This window comes from uncultured Castellaniella sp. (assembly GCF_937988725.1).
Classification (GTDB): Bacteria; Pseudomonadota; Gammaproteobacteria; order Burkholderiales; family Burkholderiaceae_B; genus Castellaniella.
In genome coordinates this window covers 120,446-144,569 of sequence record NZ_CALKHS010000001.1, presented here as the reverse complement: position 1 = coordinate 144,569, position 24,124 = coordinate 120,446, and the positions used below count along the sequence as shown (strand labels likewise).

Below are 24,124 nucleotides of genomic sequence, written 5' to 3'. Positions count from 1 at the left end.
CCATGCTCAATCCTCCTGACGCGGGTCCAGGGCGTCCCGCAGCCCATCGCCCAGCAAATTGAATCCGAACACCACCAGGAAGATGGCGCAGCCCGGCAGAATCGACATCCAGGGCGCTTGGGTCATGAAGTTCTTGCCGGTATTCAGCATCGAACCCCAGGAGGGCTCCGGCGGCTGCAATCCCAGCCCTAGAAACGAGAGGCTGGCCTCGGCGATGATCGCGACGGCGATCTGGATGGTGGCCTGCACGATCAGGGCCGGCATGATGTTGGGCAGGACGTGGCGCAGGATGATGCGCAGGTCCGACGCCCCCAAGGATCGCGTGCTCTGCACGTAATCTTCGCGGCGCACGGCCAGCACCTGGCCCCGGGCCAGCCGGATGAACAGCGGCGAGGCCGACACCCCGATCGCGATCATGGCATTGGTCAGGCTGGGTCCCAGAAAAGCCGCCAGGGCGATCGCCAGGATCAGGAAGGGGATGGAAAACAGCGCTTCGGTCACGCGCGAGATGCAGCCGTCCAGCAGACCGCCGAAGTAGCCCGAGATCAGCCCCAGCGGCACGCCTACCGCCAAGGCGATCAACACCGAGACCGTGCCCGCCAGCAGGGACGCCCGGGCTCCATAGACCATGCGGCTGAACAGATCGCGGCCCAACTCGTCCGTGCCGAACCAGTGCAGCGCGGACGGAGCTTTGCGGATGGCTGTGAAGCCGACCTTCAGCGGGTCCTGCCCGGCGATCCAGGGGGCGCATATGGCCACCGCGACGAAGAACAGGATGATCACGGCCCCCAGCATGGCCGAGCGGTTGTGGCGAAATTTGGCCCAGGACCGATTGCGGCGCCTCGGAGCCGGGACCGGGATGACGGAGAACGAGGAAGTCATGCGTTTCTCAAGCGGGGATTGACGAGGATGTACAGCACGTCGGCCAGCAGGGTCAGCGCGATGAAGCCCACCGCGATGCACAGCACCACCCCCTGCACCACCGCATAATCGCGATTGAAAACCGCATCCACCAGCAGTTTCCCGAACCCCGGGATGCCGAAGATCTGTTCGGTCAGCACCGCGCCCGCCAGCAGTTCGCCGAACAGGATGGTGACCAGCGTCACGATGGGCATCAGGGCATTGCGCAGGGCGTGGCGCAGGATGACCGACCATTCGGGGGCCCCCTTGGCCCGCGCCGTGCGGATGTAATCTGCGCGCAGCGCCTCCAGCATGGCCGAACGCGTATGGCGCAGCAGATAGGCGCTGATGGCCGTGGCCAGCACAATGGCCGGCAGCAGGGACGTCTTCATGGACAGCCAGAAATCCTGCGTGGGCGGGACAAAGCCGGAGGCCGGCAAAAGGCGCCAATGCACCGACACCAGCATGATGAGCAGGATGCCCAGCCAGAAGTTCGGTATCGACATTCCCGATAACGCAAACAGATTGATGCCGAACTCCGACCGCGTGCCCTTCCTGACGGCGGCCAGAATGCCCAGCGGAATCCCGATCAGGACCGAAAAGACGATGGCCATACTCGCCAGCTGAATGGTGACAGGCAACTTCTGGGCGATCAGGATGGTCACCGGGATTTCCGTCCGTAGCGATATCCCCAGGTTGCCCTGCGCCACTTCCCGCACCCAGGCCAGGTACTGCTGCGGCAGGGGATCGTTGAGACGATATTTCTCGCGCAGGAATTCCAGGACGGCTGGGTCGCGCTCTTCACCGGCCATCGCAAGCACAGGATCGCCCGGCAGGATCTTCTGCAGGCTGAAGATCATCATCGAGACCAGGATGAGCGTGGGAATCGCCACGACGATGCGGCGCAGGATCAGTCTGAACATTCAGTGCATCCCCGAAAGGCCGTTCCGGAGCGCCCGGACCGGAGTCCTAGCGCCCCGGGAGCGGCGGCTAGGACAGCGACACGCCGCGCAGGCGGATCATGCCGTCGGGATAGGGCTTGAACCCCTGGACCTGCTTGCGAGTGGCGAAGGGCCACGGCTGGTAATAGATGTAGAACTTGGGCAGATCCTGCTGCAGGATGTCCTGCGCCTGCCCGTAGACGGCTTTGCGGCCCTCGACATCCAGGACGGTCCGGGCTTGTTTGAGCAACTCGTCGACCTTGGGGTTGCAATATTTCCCATCGTTCAGCGAACCATCGCAGGTGACGAAGACAAAAATATTGCCATCCGGGTCCACGCGGCCGGACCAACCCCGCATGTCGACCTGGAAATTGCCGGCTGCCTCTTCCGACAACATGGCCGCATATTCCGTGGGCCTCAGATTCAGCCGAATGCCGGCCTGCGCCGCCATCGCCTGCAGCATTTCGGCGATGGACGCGCTGATCGTGGTGTTGCCGAACGAGAAATTCGCCTCGACCGTGGTGAATCCCGCCTGCTTGAGCAGCGCCTTGGCCTTGGCGATGTCCGGCTTCATGGGCGGGTATTTGTCATTGTGATAAGGACTGGCCGGCGGGAACGGCTGCTGCGCCGGTTCGTAGATGCCATTGCCCACCACCTGATTGATCGCATCCCGGTCGATCGTCAACTGGAACGCCTGACGCACCAGCTTGTTGGCGAAAGGGTTGTCCTTGGCCGCAGGCCCGTTGCCGATGTTGAAGATGACCTCCTGGAAGCCCAGGCCGGTGACCGGATTGAACTTCAGGCTGGCATCTCCCTTGACCTCTTTGATGTCCGACGGGTTCAGGCGTTCCAGAATGTCGATGCCCCCCGAGCGCAGGTTCTGCAGGCGCACCGTGGTGTCCGGAATCGGCAGGAACACCACCCGGTCGAAATGGAAATCCTTCGCATCGTAGTAGCGATCGAACTTCTTCAGCTCGATCCGGTCGTTCTGTACCCGCTTGACGAACTCGTACGGCCCCGAACATACCGGATGCCGGCTTACCGTCGATGGATCGCCATCGGCAAAGCTCTTGGGCGAGAGCATCATCCCCGCCCGATCCGACAACTGCGCCAGCAGCGTCGCGTCCGGCTGCGCCAGATGCAGCACCAGCGTACCGGCGTCGGGCGTCTCGATCGACTCGATGGACTTGATCTCGTTGCGCCGCTGGCTGCCCTTCAGCGTCAGGGCGCGTTCCAGATTGGCCTTGGCCGCCTCGGCGTTGAACGGCGTGCCATCGTGAAAGACCACATCGGTGCGCAGCTTGAAGGTCAGGGTCTTGTGATCCGGCCCCCAGGCCCAGGACTGCGCCAACTGCGGCACGAACTGCAGCTTCTGATCGATATCGACCAGCTTGTCGCACAACGAAGTGAACACGATGCGCGACACGTAGGTGCGCGCCCGCACCGGATCCAGCGTGTCCGGATCCTCCTGCAGGCCGATGCGCAAGCTCTGCGCAGCGCTGCAGACCGTGGCCGCGCACAACAGCGCCCCTCCGGCCGTCCATACAAATTTCCCCATCATGGTCTTGTCTCCTTGGTATTGGTGTAGTGGTTCAGGCGCGGATCAAGCGGACGCCGCCTTCCAGAACATGTACAGCGCCAACAACAGCAACAGATAGGCGAACGTGGAGCGCAATTGCTTCACATTCATGGTGTGGGCCGTCCGCGCGCCGAACGGGGCGCTGAGCACGCTGGCGACCGCCAGGCTCAACAAGGCCGGCACATAGATGAATCCCAGGCTGCCCGCCGGCAGGCCCTGAACGTCCCACCCCTGATGGATGTAGCTGACGGTGCCGAACAGAGCGATGGGAAATCCCATCACGGCCGAGGTGGCCACCGCGTTGTGGATGGACACGCCGCGCCACCCCAGGAACGGCACGGTGATGAAGCCGCCTCCTGCGCCGACCAGCCCGGAGAGCACGCCGATGACCAGGCCGGCCGCCGTCATGCCGGGCGCCTTGGGCAGTGTGTTGTCCGCTTCATCCGCCCGGGGAGCTTTTTTCTTCAGCATCTTGATGGCGGAAAAAATGACGAAAACACCGAACAGGGCCGCGAGGTACCGCGTATTGAGGCTGGCGGCGATCACCGGCCCGATCCAGGACCCGATGATGACGCCAGGTATCAGCAGTAGCGCAACCGGCCACAGAATGGCGCCTCGCTTGTGGTGCGCGTAGACGCTGGACATGGAGGTGAAGAAGATGACGGACAGCGATGTAGCGATCGCCATGTGCACCACGTGGTCGGACACAAACCCCTGCGATGAAAAGATGGCCGTCAGCAAAGGCACCATGATCATGCCGCCGCCGATGCCCAGGAGCCCTGCGGCAAAACCCGTGCACAGACCCAGTATCACCAGGATCGCAATCAGTTCCAGCGCCATGATTTCCCTCCTCCCCGGGAAATCGTACCACCATGAACCACATTGTCAATTGGTTCAAATATGGTATCTTATTGGTACCTTCAATATTTCCGGCAGGATCCGCGTCCATGACTCCCGTCAATTCGCCTGGGCGCCTGGCTGAGGCGACCCTCAAACAATTGCGGCAGTTGCTCAAGACCCTGGAGACCCAGGGGGCCGACATGATCCCGGCCGAACGCGCGCTGGCCGTGCGGTTGGGCGTCAGCCGGCGCATCATCCGCCAGGCGCTGGCGGCGCTGGAAACAGAAGGCCGCATCCAGCGCGTGCAGGGACGCGGCACCCTGCTGACATCCACCGCGCACGCCGCCGCCATGGAAGAACTCGACCTGAAGCAGTACACCAGCCCGGCCGAACTGATGGAAACCCGCTTGGTGCTGGAACCGGCCGTCGCCGCCCTGGCCGCGACGAACGCCTCGTCCCAGGATCTGGAAGACCTTCAGGCCTACATCGACAAAAGCCGCGCGGCAACCCAGGCCGCCGACTGGGAACGCTGGGATGGCGCCCTGCACAAAACCATCGGCCGATCCACTTACAACGCCATGCTGATCCGGTTTTCGGCCATGCTGGAAGCCGCGCGCGCGCAAACCGCCTGGGGGCATTTACGGAGGGCGTCCCTCAACAGCGACCTGCAGGCGACCTACACCCGCCAGCACGAAGCCATCCTGGCAGCCATCGCGGACCGCAACCCCGAAAGCGCCGCGCGGGCGATGCGTCAGCATCTGCTCACGGTCAGGGACACGCTCATCGGTCGGGCGGAAGACATCCGCGCCCTATAGTCGAACCAGCCCGGCATCCGGGGAGCCCCGCGCGGCATCCCAGACGCCTCGCGCCTATTGCGCTGGACGGCGCGCGGCGGGACGCAGCCCGACCGTGACGTCCAGCGCCAGGGTCTTGCCCCTGCGCAACACCTGCAGATGCGCCGTGCTGCCCGCCTTCATGGGGGCCAGGCGGTTCAGCAGATCGAAAGAGTCGCGCACGGGCTGGTCGTCCAGCGACTGCAGGATGTCGCCCACCTGGATGCCCGCTCTGGCGGCCGGCCCGCGCGGAAACACCCGCGCCACGATCGCCCCCCGGTCATCCTTCAGGTGAAAGGCCCGCGCCAGATCGGGCGTGATGTCCTGCGGCTCCAGACCCAGCCAGCCGCGCTGCACCCGGCCGTGCTCGATGATCTGATTCAGGATCTGGTGCGCCGGCCCGGAGGGAATCGCGAAGCCGATGCCCAGCGACCCGCCGGTTTCCGAATAGATGGCCGTGTTGATCCCCACCAGCCGTCCCTGGGTGTCGATCAGCGCCCCGCCGGAATTGCCCGGATTGATGGCCGCATCGGTCTGGATGAAGTCCTCGTAGGTGTTGATGCCCAGGCGATTGCGCCCCAGGGCGGACACGATGCCCTGGGTGGTGGTCTGCCCCACGCCGAAGGGGTTGCCGATCGCCAGCACCACGTCGCCCACCCGCACGGCCTGCTCGGGGTCGAACACGATGGCGGGCAGCTTGTCCAGATCGATCTTCAGCACCGCCAGGTCGCTCTCGGGGTCCGCGCCCACCAGCTTGGCCGCGGCCTGGCGGCCGTCCTTCAGGCCGACTTCGATGGAATCGGCGGATTCGATGACGTGGTTGTTGGTCAGGATGTAGCCATCTGCGCGCACGATCACGCCCGACCCCAGGCTGGTGGAGTCCCGCCGCTGGGTGAAGCCCGGCACGCTGCGCAGCAGTTGCTGCAGGCCGGGATCCGGCGGCAGGGGAATCAGCGGCACGTCGACGTGCTTGCGGGTATAGACGTTGACCACGGAAGGCGCCGCCCGGGCCACGGCCGGGGCGTAGCTGAGAGCCGCCCCCGCCGCGCCCGGCGCGGGCAGGACCGCCGTGCCGCCGGAGGGTTCATCCTGGCCGGGCAGCCAGTCGGGCCGCAGCGTGGACACCAGGAACAGCACACCCAGGCACACGGTTACGGTCTGGGCGAAAATCAGCCACAATCGTCTCATAGACACGGACTCCGGGCGGTAGCGCCCCGAAAAAGGACAAGTTCCAATGAAACCACATATTTCCCGCCAGGACCTGGAAAACTGGCTGAGCGGCACGCTGCAACCCGAGCGATTCAAGGATTATTGCCCCAACGGCCTGCAGGTCGAGGGCCGCGCCGAGATCCGCCACATCGTCACCGGCGTGACGGCGTCGCAGGCCCTGATCGAGGCCGCCATCGCCCGCGACGCGGATGCCATTCTGGTGCATCACGGCTGGTTCTGGAAGAATGAAAATCCCTGCATCCGCGGGCCGAAGCACCGGCGCCTGTCGGCCCTGCTGGCCCAGGAAATCAATCTGTTCGCCTACCACCTGCCGCTGGACGCCCACCCCGAATGGGGCAACAACGCGCAACTGGCCCGGGTGATGGACTGGACGCCGGACATCCAGCCCGACGGGACGCCGCACCGCTGCGGACCCGACGGCCTGATCTGGCTGGGGACGCCTGCCTGGGACTGCACGGTGGGCGAGCTGGCCACCGATATCGCGCAGCGGCTGGGCCGCAAGCCGGTGGTGATCGGGGAATTCGATCAGGCGGTGCGCCGGCTGGCGTGGTGCACGGGGGCGGCCCAGGGGATGATGGACGCGGCGCTGGCTGCGGGAGCGGATTGCTATGTCAGCGGAGAGATCTCCGAACCGACGGTGCATCTGGCGCGGGAGACGGGCAGCGCGTATATCAGCGCGGGGCATCATGCGACGGAACGCTACGGGGTGCAGGCGCTGGGGGCGGCGATCGAGGCGCAGTTCGGGGTGAGCTGCACGTTCGTGGATATCGACAATCCGGTTTGAGGGGCTGGCCTTGCGGGGTGAGAGGTTATGGGGATTTAGGATGCTGACGGTGGGTCTCATCGGCGCAAGACTGCTGGGGCTGGACCTCATCGTCGCGTCCCAGGGCTGGGCGGCCCCGGTCGCGTCTTGGCGGCTTCGCCGGATGTGGACGAGTAAGCTCCAACAGGGCCGCCCAGCCCTGGGACGCGACGATTGACGTGGGTCGTGGCGGTGATGGTGGGGGGCTTTTTGGGTAACGCTGACCTGTGTGGCTTTGCCCGGGGGTGCCGCAGTGATGGGCGCTACGGCGGCCGTTATGCGAACGCCCCACGCCGCCTTGATGGGAGGCATGGGGCGTTGCGGTAGGGACAGCGCGCCCTGGGACGAAGGGCCTACTTCTTTAGAGAGTCGCGGATTTCGCGCAGCAGCAGGACGTCTTCGGGCGTGGCGGGGGCCGCAGCGGGCGGCGGCGGGGCTTCGAGGCGGCGGCGGGCGTTGTTCACCATCTTCACCAGGATGAACACCACCAGGGCCAGCAGGATGAAGTTCACCAGGATGGTCAGGAAGTGCCCCCAGGCGAAGACGACGGCGCCGGCCTTGGTGAGTTCGGCGGCGGTCATGGCGCCGGCGTAGCCTTCGGGCAGGCGCAGGACCCAGAACAGGTTGTCGAAATTGACCTGTCCGCCCAGGATGAAGTTGATGACCGGCATGACCAGGTCATTGACGATGGAATCGATGATCTTGCCGAAGGCGCCCCCGATGATGACCCCGATCGCCAGGTCCATCATGTTGCCCTTGACGGCGAATTCTTGGAATTCCTTGATGAAACCACGTGCTCCGGCCATGTTGCGTATCTCCTAAGCATTTACCCCATTGGTCGTAACGCTATAATACGCGGTTGAGGACCCCCGTGGGATGCGCCAGCAGGGCTTTTCCAGCCTCCGCCGCCCATGCGTATGCAAATTATTGTCAAACCGCTCCGCCCGCAGGGCGGCTACCAGGGATAACAAATGAGTCAGAATCCGACACAGTCCGACGAGCAGGGCGCAGTCGACCCGAACCTGCCCCCCGATCCTTCGAGACGCTTCTGGGTGGCTTCGGCCTGTACCCTGGGCGGGGTGGCTGGCGTCGCGACGGCGGTCCCGTTCGTCGGGTCATTTGCCCCGTCGGAAAAGGCCAAGGCGGCCGGCGCCCCGGTCGAAGCCGACATCTCCAATCTGCCCGAAGGCCAGATGATGGTCGTCGAATGGCGCGGCAAGCCGATCTGGATCGTGCACCGCACGAAGGCCGAACTGGCAGATCTGCCCAAGCACGACGCGGAACTGGCGGATCCCAAGTCCCAGCGCCCGGGCTTCACGCCCCAGTTCGCCGAAAACGAATGGCGCTCGCGCAAGCCCGAATACTTCATCTGCATCGGCATCTGCACTCACCTGGGCTGCTCGCCCACGGCGCACTTCCAGACGGGCGCCCAGCCGGGCCTGCCCAACGACTGGCCGGGCGGCTGGCTGTGCCCCTGCCACGGTTCCACCTTCGACCTGGCCGGCCGCGTGTTCAAGAACAAGCCCGCGCCGGACAACCTCGAAGTCCCGCCCTACGCGTTTTCTCCCGACGGGTCACACGTCATGATCGGGGTAGACGAATACCCCAACAAGGCCTGATGAACGCGCTGTTCATCTTTTCGTGATACTGATAGGAGCCGTTCATGGCCGAAAATAATGTCGAGACGACCGGGTTGATGGGCTGGGTAGACCGCCGCTTCCCCCTGACGAAAATGTTCAAAGAGCATATGTCCGAATACTATGCTCCGAAGAACTTCAACTTCTGGTATTTCTTCGGGTCGCTGGCGCTGCTGGTGCTGGTGATCCAGGTCGTCACCGGGATCTTCCTGGTGATGAACTACAAGCCCGACGCGCGCTTCGCCTTCGAATCCGTCGAATACATCATGCGCGAAGTCCCGGGCGGCTGGTTCATCCGCTACATGCACTCCACCGGCGCGTCGATGTTCTTCGTGGTGGTCTACCTGCACATGCTGCGCGGCCTGTTCTACGGGTCCTACCGCAAGCCGCGAGAACTGGTCTGGATCTTCGGCGTGGGAATCTTCCTGTGCCTGATGGGCGAGGCCTTCTTCGGCTACCTGCTGCCCTGGGGCCAGATGTCCTACTGGGGCGCCCAGGTGATCGTGAACCTGTTCTCCGCCATCCCCTTCATCGGCCCCGACCTGTCGCTGTGGATCCGCGGCGACTACGTGGTGTCCGACGCCACGCTGAACCGCTTCTTCTCGTTCCACGTGATCGCGATTCCGCTGGTGCTGATCGGCCTGGTCGTGGCGCACATCATCGCCCTGCACGAAGTGGGCTCCAACAACCCCGACGGCGTGGAAATCAAGCAAGGCCCGAAGGACAAGTACGGCCGTCCCGTCGACGGCATCCCCTTCCACCCCTTCTATTCGGTGCACGACATCGTGGGCGTGGCGGGCTTCCTGATCGTCTTCGCGGCCATCATCTTCTTCGGCCCCGAAATGGGCGGCTACTTCCTGGAATACAACAACTTCATCCCGGCCGATCCGCTGAAGACCCCGCCGCACATCGCGCCGGTCTGGTACTTCACGCCGTTCTACACCATGCTGCGGGCCACCACCAGCGACTTCACCTGGGTCCTGTCGGCCGCCGCCGCCGTGGCCGCCCTGGCGCTGTTCGCCAAGGGCAAGCTCTCGGGCATCTGGCGCCTGGCCGTCCCGGCCATCCTGATCATCGTGGCCATCCTGATGAAGACCCTGGACGCGAAGTTCTGGGGCGTGGTGTCCATGGGCGGCGCCGTGGTCATCCTGTTCTTCCTGCCGTGGCTGGATCATTCCCCCGTGAAGTCGATCCGCTACCGTCCGTCGTGGCACAAGGTCCTGTATGGCATCTTCATCGTCAACTTCCTGATCCTGGGCTGGCTGGGCACGCAACCCGTGAACGCGACCTTCACCTTGATGGGCCAGATCGGCACGGTGATCTACCTGGCGTTCTTCCTGCTGATGCCCGTCTGGAGCCGCCTTGGCACGTTCAAGCCAGTCCCCGACCGCGTCACCTTTCGCGCTCACTAATGGCCCAACACTGACTGCTACGGAAAGATCATGATCAAAAAACTGCTCGGTGCCCTGGCCCTGTCCCTGACCTGCACGCTGGCCTTCGCGGAAGGCGGCGCGCATCTGGACCGCGCCCCGGACCGCATCACGGACTTGTCCGCCCTGCAAAACGGGGCGAAGCTGTTCGTCAACTACTGCCTGAACTGCCACAGCGCCAGTTCCATGCGCTACAACAAGCTGATGGACCTGGGCCTGACGGAAGACGACATCAAGAAGAATCTGCTGTTCTCGCGCGACAAGGTCGGCGATCTGATGACGATCTCCATGACCCACGAAGACGCGAAGAAGTGGTTTGGCGCCGCACCCCCGGACCTGTCCGTGATCGCCCGCGCGAAAAACAGCAACTTCGGCCCCTCGGGCGTGGACTACATCTACACGTACCTGCGCAGCTTCTACCGCGACACGACGAAGAAGACCGGCTGGGACAACACCGTGTTCCCCAGCGTCGCCATGCCCAACGTGCTCTGGGAAATGGAAGGCCCCCGCAGCTACACCCGCGTCCAGGTGCACGAAGTGGCCGACGACAAGGGCGCCGAACACTGGGAACGCACCACCACGGTCTATGACGATGCCGGTTTCGCCACCGTCAAGAACGAGAAACTGGCCGACTACACTGGCGAAGCCAGCGAAACCGGCCGCTTCGATTCGGCGGATGCCAAGTCCTTCAGCCGCTTCGAAAGCAATGTGGCCGACCTCAGCAACTTCCTGGGCTGGATGGCCGAGCCGGGCCAGCTGGCGCGCAAGCAGATCGGCGTCTGGGTGATGCTGTTCCTGTTCCTGTTCATGTTCGTGGCCATCCGCATGAACCACGCCTACTGGAAGCATGTCCGGTAATTCGTGCGCCCTTCGGGGCGCATCCCCCGCTTTTTCTGTATTGGAATCCTCGACATGATGGTGCTCTATTCCGGGACGACCTGCCCCTTTTCGCAACGCTGCCGCTTCGTGCTGTTCGAAAAAGGCATGGACTTCGAAATCCGCGATATCGACCTGTACAACAAGCCGGAAGACATCGCGGTCATGAACCCCTACGGTCAGGTGCCGATTCTGGTCGAACGCGACCTGGTGCTGTACGAATCGAACATCATCAACGAATACATCGACGAGCGCTTCCCGCATCCCCAGCTGATGCCGGCCGACCCCATCATGCGGGCCCGCACACGCCTGTTCCTGTACAACTTCGAAAAAGAACTGTTCGTCCACGTGTCCACGCTGGAAAACCGCAGCATCACGGACGAGAAGACGCGTGACGCGGCCCGCGCCAACATCCGCGACCGCCTGGCTCAGCTGGCTCCGCTGCTGGTGAAGAACAAGTTCATGCTGGGCGACGAGTTCTCCATGCTGGACGTGGCCGTGGCCCCCTTGCTCTGGCGCCTGGCCCACTACGGCATCGAGCTGCCGAAAAGCGCGGCCCCGATCCAGAAGTACGCCGAACGCCTGTTCTCCCGCCCCGCCTACATCGAGGCCCTGACCCCGTCCGAAAAGGTCATGCGCCGCTGATATGCAGGAAACCTCGACCAAACCGTACCTGATCCGCGCCCTGCACGAATGGTGCACGGACAACGGCTACACGCCCTACCTGGTGGTCACGGTGGACGCCAACACGGTGGTGCCGGTCGCGCACGTGCACGACGGCCAGATCACGCTGAACATCAGCCATCTGGCCACCAACCGGCTGACGCTGGGCAACGAATACATCGAATTCGAATCCCGCTTCAACGGCGCGGTCGAGCACCTGTTCATCCCCGTGGCGGCGGTCTCGGCCGTCTACGCGCGGGAAACCGGCGCCGGCATGGGCTTCGAGGTCGTGGCGTCCCAGCCCTACCCCGGCGGCGCCGATGCGACGCCCGACATGACGCCGGCGGCATCCACTCCGACACCGGACGACACGCCGCCCGGCGGCTCCAAGCCTTCCCACCTGAAGATCGTCAAATAAGCCCGCCACTCCTGTAAAATGGCGGACTTTCGCCGGCTTAGCTCAGTTGGTAGAGCAGCTCACTTGTAATGAGAAGGTCGAGGGTTCGATTCCTTTAGCCGGCACCACAGACTCAGGACCCCACCACCCCGCCATCCCGCTTCCAGATCACGACCGTGGCCGGACGCGGGCGCGTCGCCTGGTCGCCATCCGGCCAGCGCGAGGCGGACAGCGGCCTGGCCTGAGCTTCAGCCAGCGTCGGCCCTTCCCCGGGATGCTGGATGTTGATGAAGACGAAGCGCTGATCCGGCGTCCAGGTGATGCCGGTCACTTCGCAGCCCCTGGGGCCGGTCAGGAAGCGGCGCAATTCGCCGGACGCCGGATCCGCCACCAGCATCTGGTTGTTGCCCTGCCCGGCATAGTCCCCGCTGTTGCTGTATTTTCCGTCCGTCTGGATCCACAGGCGGCCCTGCGGGTCGAAGCCCAGGCCGTCGGGACTGTTGAACGTGTTGTCCGGCGTGATGTGCCGCGAACCGCGGCGCGGGTCGCCCTGGCCGTACACGCCCGGATTGCCCGCCAGCAGAAAGATGTCCCACGTGAATTCCCGGTTGGACGCTTTTTCGCCGGTTTCGCGCCAGCGCACGATCTGCCCATAGATGTTCTTGTCGCGCGGATTGGCGGCATCGGCGCCGGGGTGCGCCGGGCCGCCCGGCCAGCGCGGCTTGCCGCTGCCGCGCGCGCTGTTGTTGGTCAGCGTGACATAGGCCTCGCGCCGGTCGGGATGCACGGCAACCCACTCGGGCCGGTCCATGGGCGTCGCGCCCACGGCATCCGCCGCCTGGCGGGTCCTGATCAGCAATTCACCCATGTCCTCGTTGAACAGGGCGCCCAGGCGGCCGCCGCCGGACGTGGCCGTGTCCAGCGTCAGCGGAATCCAGCGGCCGACACCCCGGCCGTCGGCGCCGACATCGAAGCGCGCGACGTACAGCACGCCTCGTTCCAGCAACTGCCGGTTATGGGACGAATCGCCTGGACGAAAGGCCTGCTCCGACACAAACTTATAGAGGTATTCGCTCTGCTGGTCGTCCCCCATGTAGACGACCACATGACCGTCGGGAGCCAGCGACAGGGCGGCATTTTCATGCTTGAAGCGGCCCAGAGCGGTCAGCTTGCGCGGCGCGGCCTGAGGGTCGAAAGGGTCGATCTCGACGATCCAGCCGTGGCGGTTGTATTCGTTGGGTTCCCGCGTCCAGTCGAAGCGCTCGTCGTGCAGGTCCCAGGCGTAGTCCGGATCGGAGGTCTTGTCGCCGCCTTTGTAGCGCTGCATGTGCTCGCGATAAGCCGCGTCCGGATAGTCCGTCGCCTTCGCATCGCGGCCGCCGATGCCGAAGTAGTCGGTGAAGTTCTCTTCACAGGTCAGGTAGGTGTTCCAGGGCGTCCAGCCATTGCCGCAATTGCCGAACGTGCCCCGCGCCCGCCGGCCGCCGGGATCCGCCCGCGTGCGCAGCAGCGCGTGCCCCGCCGCAGGGCCGATCAGGTCGATGGGCGTGTCGGCGTGGATGTTGCGGTTGTAGGGGGAATCTTCCACCAGCCGCCACCGGCCCTGCGCATCCAGGCGGATGTGGGTGACGGACACGCCCTGCGCATACTGGGCCTTGCGGACCCAGTCCAGCGTCCAGGCCTGGCCGCCGGGCTGCACACCAGCCGGGAAGAAGTAGTGAGGCGTGACATATTCGTGGTTGGTGACCAGCAGGCCTTCCGTGCTGCTGCCCGAGACCCCGTCCTTGCCGTCGATGGGGAAAAAATGCATGCCATCGTGGTTGTAGCCGATCTGCTGCTCCTGGGCGGCGGCGCCCTCGCCGGCATCTCCTTTGAAGGCCGGCGCGCCGACGCGCAGCGGATCCCCCCAGCGATTGATCACGGCATGGGCATACCCCTCGGGCACGACGACCGTGTCGGCCGCGCTCATGGGCACGGGCTTGAAACCCAGCATCGGCGCCGCGGGCTCATCGCCTGCGGCGGCCAGCGCCCGGGCGACCGGCAGCATGCCGCCCAGGAAGCCCACGGCCCCCGCGCCCAGTCCGCCCGCCAGAAAACGGCGGCGGCCGAGACGCGCCTGCAGATGGGCCAGGGATTCCTGGCGGGAAGGATTGACGGGGATATCGTCCAGATCGCATGCTTTCATAGTCATCACCGGCTGTTCAGCAGTTGTTCGACGCTCGGCGGCGCAAGCCTATCGCCATCCGGACGACTCGGCTCGCGAAGCGGCGCCCGCAGTCTAGCCAACGCAGGTGACGAGCATGTGACAGCGAGGCCGGGGACGGCCGCCGGCGAAGTCCGGCGGCATCAGTCCGCCAGCCGGCATTCCCCCAGCGCCTGGTAATACGACCCTGTCTCGCGCGGGGCGGAAGCCACCAGCACCAGGCGGCGAGCATCCCAGATGATCGGCCGCGCCGGCGGGATGGCCGACAGCTCGCCGTCGCCGGCCTTGCGCAGCAGCGACACATGGGGGCGGAACGATTCCTCGGGGCGGCGAAAGCCGAGGCCGGCCAGGTCCCGCCACAGGGATCGATGCAGGGCGGCCAGCCACGACGGCGCCGCCGAGGGTCCCGCCCAGACGATGCGCGGCCCCCGGAACCGCCCGAAGCGGTCCAGGGCCAGGGCGCCGCCCGGCCCGCGCGGCGCCCGCAGCAACTCCAGCAGATCCGGGACGCGGTCGACCTCGACCGCGCCCAGGAACGCCAGCGTCAGATGCAGCGTGTCGGCCCGCATCCTGCGCCCGCCGCAGACATCATGAGCCAGGCGGGTCCAGCCGACCAGTTCCTCCACCGTGCCCGCATCGGGCCAGAGGGCGAAAAACAGGCGACGGACAGCCATCCTCGGTTCAGACATCCATTTCCCCACGAGCGCTGATCCCCGACACAGGATCCCGCATTCCAGCATAGACCATCCCGCCAGGACGGCGCAGGCGCCTCGCCGCCCCGCAGGCGGAACTTACGGATGCAACAGCAGGTTCTCCATGCGCCGTTTTCGGCCGGTCCGGACACAAAAAGCAGGCACTCATACACATTGAAAGACTATCTCCATCCTGAGTGCCGAACTAAGCCATACGATCCTTGTCATACCCATATCCGCTTTCAGCGGGAGACATCATGGACAACAGCAAGAATCTTGTCGCCCCCGTCACACGCCGTCATGCCCGCGCCGGGGGACATGCGGCCCGGCTGGCGATGCTGGCCGCGCTGCTGGGCGCGCCCGTTCTGGTCGTGCCCGCCGCCGCCCTGGCGGAAGTCAGCGTCGGCATCGGCATCACCATCGCTCCGCCGGCCCTGCCGGTCTACACGCAGCCCGTCGCGCCCGCGCCCGGCTACATCTGGACGCCCGGCTACTGGGCCTGGGGGCCCGACGGCTATTATTGGGTGGACGGCGCCTGGCTGCTGCCGCCGGCCGTGGGCATGCTGTGGACGCCCGGCTGGTGGGGCTGGTCGGGCGGCTACTACCGCTGGCACCCCGGCTACTGGGGGCCTCAGGTGGGGTTCTATGGCGGTATCGACTACGGTTTCGGCTATTTCGGCGACGGATACGTCGGCGGCAACTGGCGCGGCGATCACTTCTACTACAACCGGGCCGTGACCAACGTGAACATCACGAACGTGCGCAACGTCTACGTGGACAAGACCGTCATCCGCAACACGCGAAACGACCGCATCAGCTACAACGGCGGCAAGGGCGGCCGGCAGGCGGCTCCGAGCACCGAACAGCGCGCCTACGCGGAGCGGCGCCACCAGTCCCTGCCGCCGATGACGGCCGAACGGCGCGATGCGGCTCCCTCGCACGGAGCGCAGCGTCCGAATGCGCCGCTTGCGAACCAGCGGCCGGACACACAGCGACGGCCGGACACACAGCGGTCGCGCACGGAGTCGCCCTCGCGCCAGGAAGCCGCGCCTCGCCCGGCCGGCAGGCCGCAGGCGGCCCCCGATAGAGCGGTTGCCCCGCGTCCCGCGAATCCCGGCCCCTCGATGAACGAAGAGCGGGGCGGCCGGCCTCAGCAAGGCCGCCCGTCCGAAGCGCCGCGCGCGGCGCAGCCGTTCAGGGGAGCGCCCGAGCGCCCGCGCATGGAAGCGCGCCCGTCGGCTCCCGAACGCCCCCGCATGGACGCCAGGCCGCAGGAATTCAGGCCGCCGCGTGCCGAAGCCCCGGCACGCCACGAACGACAAGGCGCCGAGCGCCCGGAGCGCCGGGGCGAAGGCCATTCTCGCCAAGGCCGGGACGACCGTTGAGGCCGCCCATCGGGGGCTTACTCAAGGAGCGCATCATGCAACTCAATGCTGTCACACATCCTGATCTTCACCTGACCCGCGCGGCGGCGCTGGCCGGACTGGCGCTGGCGAGCGTCGGCTTCCTGACGCCGGCCTGGGCCGCCCTGCCGGCGCTGCAGCACCAGGGCAGCGTCGAATACGTCAGCGGCGGGATCGGAATCGACGAATCCACGTCGTTCAAAGAGGCGATGGCGAAATTCCCGCTGTCCATGACGTTCGACCAGGCGGAACAGGGCGGCAAGGGCGACTACGTGGCCGACGTGAAGGTCGCCATCGCCGACGCCCATGGCAAACCGGTGCTGGACACCACGGCGCAAGGTCCCTATCTGCTGGCCAGGCTGCCGGACGGTCGATATCAGGTCAAGGCCACCTATCAGCAGCAGACCGAGACCCGCGACGTGACGATCGCCGGCAAGGAATCGAAGCATCTGGTGTTCTCGTGGCGATCGGGCGCGGCGAAGCAATGACGCCCGGGCGGCAGGCGGCCGGCCATGGCCCGGGCCGCCGCTGACCGGCAGCCGCATCCCCGCCGGCCGCCGGCCGCGCCGGGCAATCAGGCCGCGCTGGCCGTCGGCCCCGGGCTCTGTCCGGAAGCCCGATCCCCGGCGCCGGCCTGCTCGGCCGCGTCGGTCCCCGCATGCAGGCCGATCACCGTCCAGCCCGCCTCGGGCTCCAGTTCCTGATCCAGCGTGAAGGGAATGGCATAGCCCTTGGGATTGATCGCAAACAGCGGGATGACGGACTTGTCCCGATCCTGTGCCCGATACTGCGCAAAATCGAAAGACTCCGACAGGCGGGTGGCCTTGATCTGCGCGCCGGCCCCCAGCAGGCCGGACAGCTTCCAGTACCCGACTCCGGGCGCGAACAGCGTGCGGCCCCGGTATTCCGGGTCCAGGGCATGCTTTTCGGCCGGATCGCCGTCGGACGACAAGGGCAGGCTGAAGACCTTCTGCTTGCCGAACTCATCGCGGCCGCGCACCATGATCAGCTGATTGACGTGATCCCGCGTGCTCAGAGCCAGCAGGCGGCCCAGGCCGTTGGTATCCAGATTGCGCTGGGCGTGCTCCGACACCAGGCTGCCGTGATAGGTGGGCAGGCCCAGCATGCGGGCCTTGGACAGGCTGTACCAGTCGCTGTCGCACAGGCGCACCGGGATGCCCTGCTCATGCAGCGCCAGGCCGATCGCCCGCGCCACCGGGTTGGCGCCGGAAATCAGGAAGCCCACCCGGTCGGGTTCGGCGGATTTCAGCAGCCGCGCCATGGGCCTGGCCGTCAGGCTCTGCCAGATCACGGTGCCGATGATGACCAGGAACGTCATGGGCAGCAGGCGGTCGGCCTGCGGCACGTCCAGGGACTCCAGCCGCAGGGCGAACAGGGCGGACACCGCCGCCGCCACGATGCCGCGCGGCGCGATCCAGGCGAGGAGCGCCCGTTCCCGCCACTTCAGCGGCGACCCCCAGGTGGCGAACAGGACTTTCAGCGGCCTGCCCACCCACAACATGCAGACCAGCACGGCCAATGCCGGCCATCCCAGACTGAAGATCTGTTCCGGCGCCACCCGGGCCGCCAGCAGGATGAACAGGGCGGACAGCAGGATCTGGCTGAGGGTTTCCTTGAATTCCAGAATGTCGTGCACCGGAACGCCGGGGCGGTTCGCCAGCCAGATCCCCATGACGGTCACCGCCAGCAGGCCGGATTCGTGCTGCACCGTGTTCGACAGTGAGAACGCGGCGAAGACCGAGGCCAGCACCGACAGGTTCAACAGGGAATCGGGAACCCAGCCGCGCCGCAGCAAGGCGCCCAGCAGCCAGCCGCCCGCCACCCCGAAGCACAGGCCGGTCGCGGCGGTTGCGCCCAGCGACCACAGGGCGTGCGTCCAGGCCTGCGTGGCCCGCAAGGCCACCATCAGGTCGTAGGACAGCACCGCCAGGATCGCGCCGATCGGATCGATCAGGATGCCTTCCCAGCGTAGGGCATGGGCGACCGGCGCCACGGGCTTCACGGTTCTCAGGAGCGGCGCGATGACGGTGGGGCCGGTCACGCAGGTGATCGCTCCGAACAGGACCGCCAGGTCCCAGGGAAACTGCAGGAAAGCGTGCACGGCATAGGCCGCCACGGCCCAGGTGATCAGCAGTCCGCCCGACACCAGGCGGCGCACGACGCGCTTCAGGCCCCGGGTCTGGTGGAATTCCAGCGTCAGGCTGCCCTCGAACAGGATGACGGCCACGGCCAGGGACACCACGGGAAACAGCAGGGGCCCGAACAGCTCGTCGGGCTTGAGCCAGCCGGCCACCGGCCCGACGGCGATGCCGGACAAGAGCAGCAGCAGGATGGCCGGCACCCGCAGTTTCCAGGCCAGCCACTGGGCCGCCATGGCGATCACACCGATGCTGGCCAGCAACAATTCAGGGCTGATCGTCACGTTCGTTCCTTCTTTGACGCACGGCATGCCACCAGGTCCGCAGCCACGCCCGGGCTCCCTGCGCCCGCATCTGCCGCCAGGCTTTCAGCAAGCCATAGGATAAATGGGTTTTTTCCTGGCCGACGGGGACGTCCGCGCTCACCCGCATCCAGGACGATTTGGCATGCCCCAGCCGCTGGTCGGGATAGACGCTGCGATGGCCGATGATCAGGTAGGCGGCGATGGCGGCGCCGGACACGTAGACGGTCCCCACCACCCCGCCGAACAGCTCCACTCCCATCAGGATGGCCGCCAGCGGCGTGTTGGACGCCGCCGCCACCACGGACACCAGCCCCACGGCCGCCCCCAGCGAAGGGCTGATGCCGAACAGATGGGCGAAGGCATTGCCGGCCACCGCGCCGATGACGAACTGCGGCGTGACGATGCCGCCATAGAAGCCCGAGCCCAGGGTCACGGCCACCAGCAGGGATTTCCACAGGAATCCCAGATAAGGCATGGGCTCGCCCTGCAAGGCATGGTCCATCAGCGGCAGGCTCAGCCCCAGGTAGTCCGTGGGAATCACCGTCACCAGCGCGGCCAGCAGCAGGCCGCCCATCAGGGGCATCAGCGGCGGCCACAGCGCATAGCGGGTCTGCAGGCGCTGGCAGGCATTGCGCACGGCATAGATCAGGTCCACGAAAATGCGGGCCACGACGCCGCACAGCATGCCGATCAGCACCGTGCGCAGGAACAGGGACTCGGAAAACGCAGGCAGCGCCGGGATCAGGTAGGACTGATAGGGAATGCCCCAGGCCTTGCTGACCTGGAAGGACGTCATGCCGGCGATCAGGGCGGGGAACAGGAAATCGTGGCGGATGCGGCCGATGATCAGCATTTCCACGCCGTAGATGGCGCCCGCGATCGGCGTGCCGAACACGCTGGCGAAACCGGCGCTGACGCCGCAGGCCACGATGCGCTGGCGCAATTCCCGGTTCAGGCGGAAGGCCTGGCCGACCACGGCCGCCAGGGATGCCCCCAGATGGGAGCAGGGACCTTCCTTGCCGGCGGAGCCGCCGCTGGCCAGGGTGATGATGGCGGCGACGGGCTTGAGCATCAGGGTGCGCCACGGCAGGCGCCCGCCCTGTTCGTGGACGGCGGCGAAGATCGAATCCTTCAAGCCCGGCGTGCCCAGCACGCGGTAGCCGTGCCCCATGATCAGGCCATTGGCCAGCCCGGCGGCCGGCAGCATCAGCCAATAGGCCCAGTGCGGCGCGTCCAGGGTCCGGTCCGTGGAGAAGAACAGCGCATGCAGAAAGAGGCTGACCCCGGTGCCGACGATCAGGCCCACCAGGGATGCCAGGACCAGCCACTGCAGCACGGTCGCCAGCATGATGGCCGGCTCTAGCAGATCGATACGGGGCGTGGAGGGCAGTTTCATGGGGAGGAAAGGATCGGGGGCAACCCTGATCCGGCCGGCGCAGGCCTGATCCTGGGCAGTATAGCGTAGGCTTTTACCGCTCCGCCCCCGCCCGATCCATCGCGGGATCCCGTCCGACGCCCTTAATAACCCTATTTTCCTAGGGTGATTCCCCAGTTTCAGGCCCGGGTGATCCTGCTACCATTCACGGTCTGTCTTTGTCTGCAACACAAGAGGAAAGCACACCATGAAAATGACAAAATGGCTGGCCACGGCGGCCATGGCTGTCGCAGCCGTCGCCTCGGTCCCGGCCCACGCCGACACCAAGTTCATCAATATCCTGACGGGCGGCCAGAGCGGCGTGTACTACCCCATGGGCGTCGCGCTGTCGCAGATCTATAACAAGAACATCCCCGACGCCAAATCCACCGCCCAGGTGACGAAGGCCTCGGCGGAAAACATGAACCTGATCCAGGCCGGCCGCGGCGAACTGGCCTTCGCCCTGGCCGACACGGTGTCCGATGCCTATAACGGCAACACCGAAGCCGGCTTCAAGGCCCCGCTGAAAAAACTGCGCGGCATGACCGCCACCTACAACAACTACATCCAGATCGTGGCCAACGCCGATTCCGGCATCAAGACCCTGGCCGACCTGAAAGGCAAGCGCATTTCCGTGGGCGCCGCCCGCTCGGGCACCGAACTGAACGCCCGCGCCGTGCTGAAGGCCGCCGGGCTGACCTACGCCGATTTCGCCAAGGTCGAATACCTGCCCTTCGGCGAATCCGTCGAACTGATGAAGAACCGCCAGCTGGACGTCACCCTGCAGTCCGCCGGCCTGGGCGTGTCCTCGATCCGCGATCTGGCCACCTCGGTCAAGATCGTCGTGGTGCCCATCCCCGCCGACGTCGTGGCGAAGATCAACAATCCCGCCTATCAGCCGGCCACCATCCCGGGCAGCACCTACGAAGGCATGGCGGGCGACACGCCCACCGTGGCGGTGCCGAACTTCCTGATCACGTCCGAAGCCGTGCCCGACGACCTGGTCTATCAGATGACGAAGGTCTTCTACGAACAGCTCGACACCCTGAAGTCGACGCACAATGCGGCCAAGACCATCGAACTGGCCAACGCCCTGAAGGGCATGCCCGTGCCGGTGCACCCGGGCGCCGAGCGCTACTACAAGGAAGTCGGCCTGATCAAATAAGATCGGCCGGTACCCGCTCCGCATTTCCCCAAGCCCCCTCCGGCGTCTCTCCCGAGGGGGCTTGTTCAGATCAAAGCCCAAGCCCGGAACACCACCCCAGACGATTCCGGCCCGGAATCCTCCAACCGAGGCTCCCCCTCCGGCCTTCATTCAATTCCCTGGAACCCAAAACATGAGTTCTGCTCACGACCACATCGACAAACCCATGTCGCGAGGCGTCTTCTGGATCGCCGTGATCTTTTCCTGCTTCCAGGTCTGGACGGCCGCCTACAGTCCGCTGTCCAGCCAGGTCATCCGCGCCATCCACGTGGGCTTCGTCCTGCTGATGGTGTTCGCCCTGTATTCCCGCAGCGGGCGGCTGGGCTCGGCCATCGGCTGGACGCTGGGCATCGTGGGCTTCGTCATCAGCCTGTACCACTGGGTCTATGAAGCCGACCTGACCGCGCGCGCCGGCCAGATGACCGACGCCGACATGGTGATCGGCATCATCACCATCATCCTGGTCTTCGAGGCCACGCGCCGCATGATGGGATGGGCGCTGCCCATCATCTGCGGGCTCTTCCTGGCCTACGGCCTGTTCGGCCAGTACATCCCGGGGCCGTTCATGCACCGGGGCTACGGGCTGGACCAGATCGTCAGCACCATGAGCTTCGGGGTCGAAGGCATCTACGGCACGCCCACCTACGTGTCGTCCACCTACATCTACCTGTTCATCCTGTTCGGCGCATTCCTGGAACAGGCCGGCATGATCCAGCTGTTCAGCGACTTTTCCATGGGCATGGTCGGGCACACGCGCGGCGGTCCGGCGAAGGTCTCGGTCGTCAGTTCCGGCCTGATGGGCACGATCAACGGCTCGGGGGTCGCCAACGTCGTCACCACCGGCCAGTTCACCATCCCGCTGATGAAGCGCTTCGGCTATTCCCCCGCCTTCGCCGGCGGGGTCGAAGCCACGTCCAGCATGGGCGGGCAGATCATGCCGCCCGTGATGGGGGCGGTGGCCTTCATCATGGCGGAAACCCTGAACATCCCCTACATCGAAGTCGTCAAGGCCGCCATCATCCCGGCCATCCTGTATTTCACGACGGCCTTCCTGACCGTGCACTTCGAGGCCGGCCGGCGCGGCCTGCACGGCCTGCCCAAGGAAGACTGCCCCAATCCCTGGGCCGCCGTGCGCAAGAGCTGGTACCTGCTGATTCCGCTCATCGGCCTGGTGGCGCTGCTGTTCTCGGGCTATACGCCGCTGTTCTCGGGCACCATCGGCCTGGGCCTGACCGTCATCCTGATCTTCGGCGCCGCCGTCATCCAGGGCGCCCGCCCCATGGCGCTGCGCTACCTGTTCTGGCTGCTGCTGGGCATCGCCTGCGCCGGTTTCGTCAAGTTCGGCGTCACCGACTTCTTCGTCATCATCGCGGTGCTGGCCGTCATCCTGCTGTTTCGCCGGCATGGCCGCGACGCGCTGAAGCTGGCCGTCAATTCCCTGGCGGAAGGCGCCCGCAACGCCCTGTCAGTCGCCACGGCCTGCGCCCTGGTCGGCGTCATCATCGGCATCATCAACCTGACCGGTGTGGCGGCCGAGTTCGGCGGGCAGGTCATCGCCATCGGCGAAAACAACCTGTTCCTGGCGCTGTTCCTGACCATGATCACCTGCCTGGTGCTGGGCATGGGCATCCCGACCATCCCGAACTACATCATCACCAGTTCGCTGGCGGCTCCCATCCTGCTGAAGCTCGGCGTGCCGCTGATCATCTCGCACATGTTCGTGTTCTATTTCGGCATCATGGCCGACCTGACCCCGCCGGTCGCGCTGGCGGCGTTCGCCGCCGCCCCGATCGCCCGGGAAAACGGCCTGAAGATCAGCATCCAGGCCCTGCGGGTGGCCGCGGCCGGCTTCGTGGTGCCCTACATGGCCGTCTATGCGCCCGCCCTGATGCTGCAAGGCGGCACGGCCTGGGACACCCTCTACGTGGTGTTCAAGGCGCTGCTGGCGATCACCCTGTGGGCGGCCGGCATCGCCGGATTCCTGAAGTCGCGCCTGAACGCCTTCGAACGCGTCTACATCGTGCTGGCAGCGGCCCTGCTGGTGGCCGCCATCCCGATGACCGATGAAATCGGCTTCGCGGCGACCGCAGCGTTCCTGGTCTGGCACCTGGCCCGCAGCCGCCGCCAGACGCAGGCTCAAGCGACGTGATGCTGGGAGCCCTCGGTGTCTGCCTGACCCTGGCGGCGGCGCCGCAGGTGCCGCCGCGCTTCGTGCCCGTCCGGGCCTTCACCCTGGCCTGGACGCACTCCATCGAAAAGATCCGCTGGGAAGAAGACTACCGGGTGCAGACCGATACGGCGGGCGCGCCCGTGCTGGTCGCCGGCCATGCCCGCATCCTGGGGTCGGGGGCCGGCATGGACCCGCCGCCCGATGCGGTGCACCACGCCGACGGCTGGTACGAATACCAGCCGCACACCGCGCCGCTGCACGTCCTGCGGCTGACCCGGTCCCCCTACACCGCCGATTACGACTGGTGCGTGGCCGGGCGCTGCGAACCCCTGCGGGCCGTCATGCCCACCGATGGCGACGTCACGCTGCTGAAGCCCTGCCGCCAACCCTGAAAATCCCCCGGCCCGGGCTTTCGGTTCCCAGGACTGCCCGACTTTGTAAAACTC

The 24,124-nt window shown here is 65.8% G+C and carries 22 protein-coding genes and 1 tRNA gene; 13 read left to right on the top strand and 10 right to left on the bottom strand.

From position 1 onward, the window contains the following. Positions 1-6: 6 nt before the first annotated feature. The 4 genes from Q0263_RS00645 to Q0263_RS00630 all read right to left on the bottom strand — a co-directional run bounded on the left by Q0263_RS00645 (position 7) and on the right by Q0263_RS00630 (position 4,260). Positions 7-882, bottom strand: a complete 876-nt coding sequence (locus tag Q0263_RS00645) for an ABC transporter permease (protein WP_298012296.1) — start codon at positions 880-882, stop codon at positions 7-9. Beyond that, positions 879-1,823, bottom strand: a complete 945-nt coding sequence (locus Q0263_RS00640) for an ABC transporter permease (RefSeq protein ID WP_298012293.1) — start codon at positions 1,821-1,823, stop codon at positions 879-881. Before Q0263_RS00640 ends, Q0263_RS00645 begins: the two co-directional genes overlap by 4 nt. 67 nt (positions 1,824-1,890) lie before the next feature. Then, the gene (locus tag Q0263_RS00635) at positions 1,891-3,399 is read right to left on the bottom strand and encodes an ABC transporter substrate-binding protein (RefSeq protein ID WP_298012532.1); all 1,509 of its coding nucleotides are present in this window, start codon (positions 3,397-3,399) and stop codon (positions 1,891-1,893) included. Positions 3,400-3,444: 45 nt separating this feature from the next. After that, a complete protein-coding gene (locus tag Q0263_RS00630) occupies positions 3,445-4,260 on the bottom strand; it encodes a sulfite exporter TauE/SafE family protein (protein WP_298012291.1) in 816 nt (271 codons plus the stop codon). 107 nt (positions 4,261-4,367) lie between these two features. Here Q0263_RS00630 and Q0263_RS00625 point away from each other — a divergent pair, with 107 nt between their 5' ends. Further along, the gene (locus Q0263_RS00625) at positions 4,368-5,075 is read left to right on the top strand and encodes an FCD domain-containing protein (protein WP_298012289.1); all 708 of its coding nucleotides are present in this window, start codon (positions 4,368-4,370) and stop codon (positions 5,073-5,075) included. A gap of 54 nt (positions 5,076-5,129) precedes the next feature. Here Q0263_RS00625 and Q0263_RS00620 read toward each other — a convergent pair whose 3' ends face one another. Beyond that, on the bottom strand, positions 5,130-6,281 hold the full coding sequence (locus tag Q0263_RS00620; protein ID WP_298012287.1) for a trypsin-like peptidase domain-containing protein: 1,152 nt from the start codon (positions 6,279-6,281) through the stop codon (positions 5,130-5,132). A gap of 46 nt (positions 6,282-6,327) precedes the next feature. Between Q0263_RS00620 and Q0263_RS00615 the strand changes: the two genes are divergently transcribed. Continuing rightward, positions 6,328-7,107, top strand: a complete 780-nt coding sequence (locus Q0263_RS00615; RefSeq protein ID WP_298012285.1) for a Nif3-like dinuclear metal center hexameric protein — start codon at positions 6,328-6,330, stop codon at positions 7,105-7,107. Positions 7,108-7,478: 371 nt separating this feature from the next. Here Q0263_RS00615 and mscL read toward each other — a convergent pair whose 3' ends face one another. Beyond that, complete coding sequence (gene mscL, locus Q0263_RS00610) at positions 7,479-7,931, bottom strand: large conductance mechanosensitive channel protein MscL (RefSeq protein WP_298012282.1); 453 nt, start codon at positions 7,929-7,931, stop codon at positions 7,479-7,481. Between the two features lie 165 nt (positions 7,932-8,096). On the opposite strand from mscL, the gene petA reads away from it, so the two are divergent. From petA to Q0263_RS00580, 6 genes are all read left to right on the top strand, one after another. Then, positions 8,097-8,744 (top strand): ubiquinol-cytochrome c reductase iron-sulfur subunit, encoded by a 648-nt coding sequence (gene petA / locus Q0263_RS00605; protein WP_298012280.1) that lies wholly within the window; start codon positions 8,097-8,099, stop codon positions 8,742-8,744. A 44-nt stretch (positions 8,745-8,788) separates the two neighbouring features. Further along, complete coding sequence (locus tag Q0263_RS00600; protein WP_298012278.1) at positions 8,789-10,174, top strand: cytochrome bc complex cytochrome b subunit; 1,386 nt, start codon at positions 8,789-8,791, stop codon at positions 10,172-10,174. Between the two features lie 30 nt (positions 10,175-10,204). Next, positions 10,205-11,050 carry a cytochrome c1 gene (locus Q0263_RS00595; RefSeq protein ID WP_298012276.1) on the top strand — a complete coding sequence of 282 codons (846 nt, stop codon included), beginning with the start codon at positions 10,205-10,207 and terminating at the stop codon, positions 11,048-11,050. Between the two features lie 54 nt (positions 11,051-11,104). Further along, entirely contained in the window at positions 11,105-11,713 is a 609-nt protein-coding gene (locus Q0263_RS00590; RefSeq protein WP_298012274.1) for a glutathione S-transferase N-terminal domain-containing protein, read from the top strand. Between the two features lies 1 nt (position 11,714). Beyond that, entirely contained in the window at positions 11,715-12,149 is a 435-nt protein-coding gene (locus tag Q0263_RS00585; RefSeq protein WP_298012272.1) for a ClpXP protease specificity-enhancing factor, read from the top strand. A 31-nt stretch (positions 12,150-12,180) separates the two neighbouring features. After that, a tRNA-Thr gene (locus Q0263_RS00580) sits at positions 12,181-12,256 on the top strand. Between the two features lie 5 nt (positions 12,257-12,261). On the opposite strand, the gene Q0263_RS00575 is transcribed toward Q0263_RS00580, so the two are convergent. Together Q0263_RS00575 and thpR are read right to left on the bottom strand one after the other, a co-directional pair. Then, positions 12,262-14,313, bottom strand: a complete 2,052-nt coding sequence (locus Q0263_RS00575; RefSeq protein ID WP_298012270.1) for a PhoX family phosphatase — start codon at positions 14,311-14,313, stop codon at positions 12,262-12,264. A gap of 161 nt (positions 14,314-14,474) precedes the next feature. Then, positions 14,475-15,005, bottom strand: a complete 531-nt coding sequence (gene thpR / locus Q0263_RS00570; RefSeq protein ID WP_298012268.1) for an RNA 2',3'-cyclic phosphodiesterase — start codon at positions 15,003-15,005, stop codon at positions 14,475-14,477. 275 nt (positions 15,006-15,280) lie between these two features. Here thpR and Q0263_RS00565 point away from each other — a divergent pair, with 275 nt between their 5' ends. Then, the gene (locus Q0263_RS00565) at positions 15,281-16,408 is read left to right on the top strand and encodes a hypothetical protein (RefSeq protein ID WP_298012266.1); all 1,128 of its coding nucleotides are present in this window, start codon (positions 15,281-15,283) and stop codon (positions 16,406-16,408) included. A 35-nt stretch (positions 16,409-16,443) separates the two neighbouring features. Then, positions 16,444-16,914, top strand: coding sequence for a carboxypeptidase regulatory-like domain-containing protein (locus Q0263_RS00560; protein ID WP_298012264.1), 471 nt, complete (start codon positions 16,444-16,446; stop codon positions 16,912-16,914). Between the two features lie 86 nt (positions 16,915-17,000). Here the strand turns inward: Q0263_RS00560 and Q0263_RS00555 are convergent, their stop codons facing one another. After that, complete coding sequence (locus Q0263_RS00555) at positions 17,001-18,869, bottom strand: sodium:proton antiporter (RefSeq protein ID WP_298012262.1); 1,869 nt, start codon at positions 18,867-18,869, stop codon at positions 17,001-17,003. Next, on the bottom strand, positions 18,853-20,286 hold the full coding sequence (locus Q0263_RS00550; RefSeq protein ID WP_298012260.1) for a chloride channel protein: 1,434 nt from the start codon (positions 20,284-20,286) through the stop codon (positions 18,853-18,855). The genes Q0263_RS00555 and Q0263_RS00550 overlap by 17 nt, the downstream gene beginning before the upstream one ends. 226 nt (positions 20,287-20,512) lie before the next feature. Between Q0263_RS00550 and Q0263_RS00545 the strand changes: the two genes are divergently transcribed. The 3 genes from Q0263_RS00545 (at position 20,513) to Q0263_RS00535 (ending at position 24,070) form a co-directional block, all read left to right on the top strand. Beyond that, a complete protein-coding gene (locus Q0263_RS00545) occupies positions 20,513-21,469 on the top strand; it encodes a TAXI family TRAP transporter solute-binding subunit (protein ID WP_298012257.1) in 957 nt (318 codons plus the stop codon). Between the two features lie 172 nt (positions 21,470-21,641). After that, positions 21,642-23,657 (top strand): TRAP transporter permease, encoded by a 2,016-nt coding sequence (locus Q0263_RS00540; protein ID WP_298012255.1) that lies wholly within the window; start codon positions 21,642-21,644, stop codon positions 23,655-23,657. Continuing rightward, entirely contained in the window at positions 23,657-24,070 is a 414-nt protein-coding gene (locus Q0263_RS00535; protein WP_298012530.1) for a DUF1850 domain-containing protein, read from the top strand. The genes Q0263_RS00540 and Q0263_RS00535 overlap by 1 nt, the downstream gene beginning before the upstream one ends. Positions 24,071-24,124 lie beyond the last annotated feature (54 nt).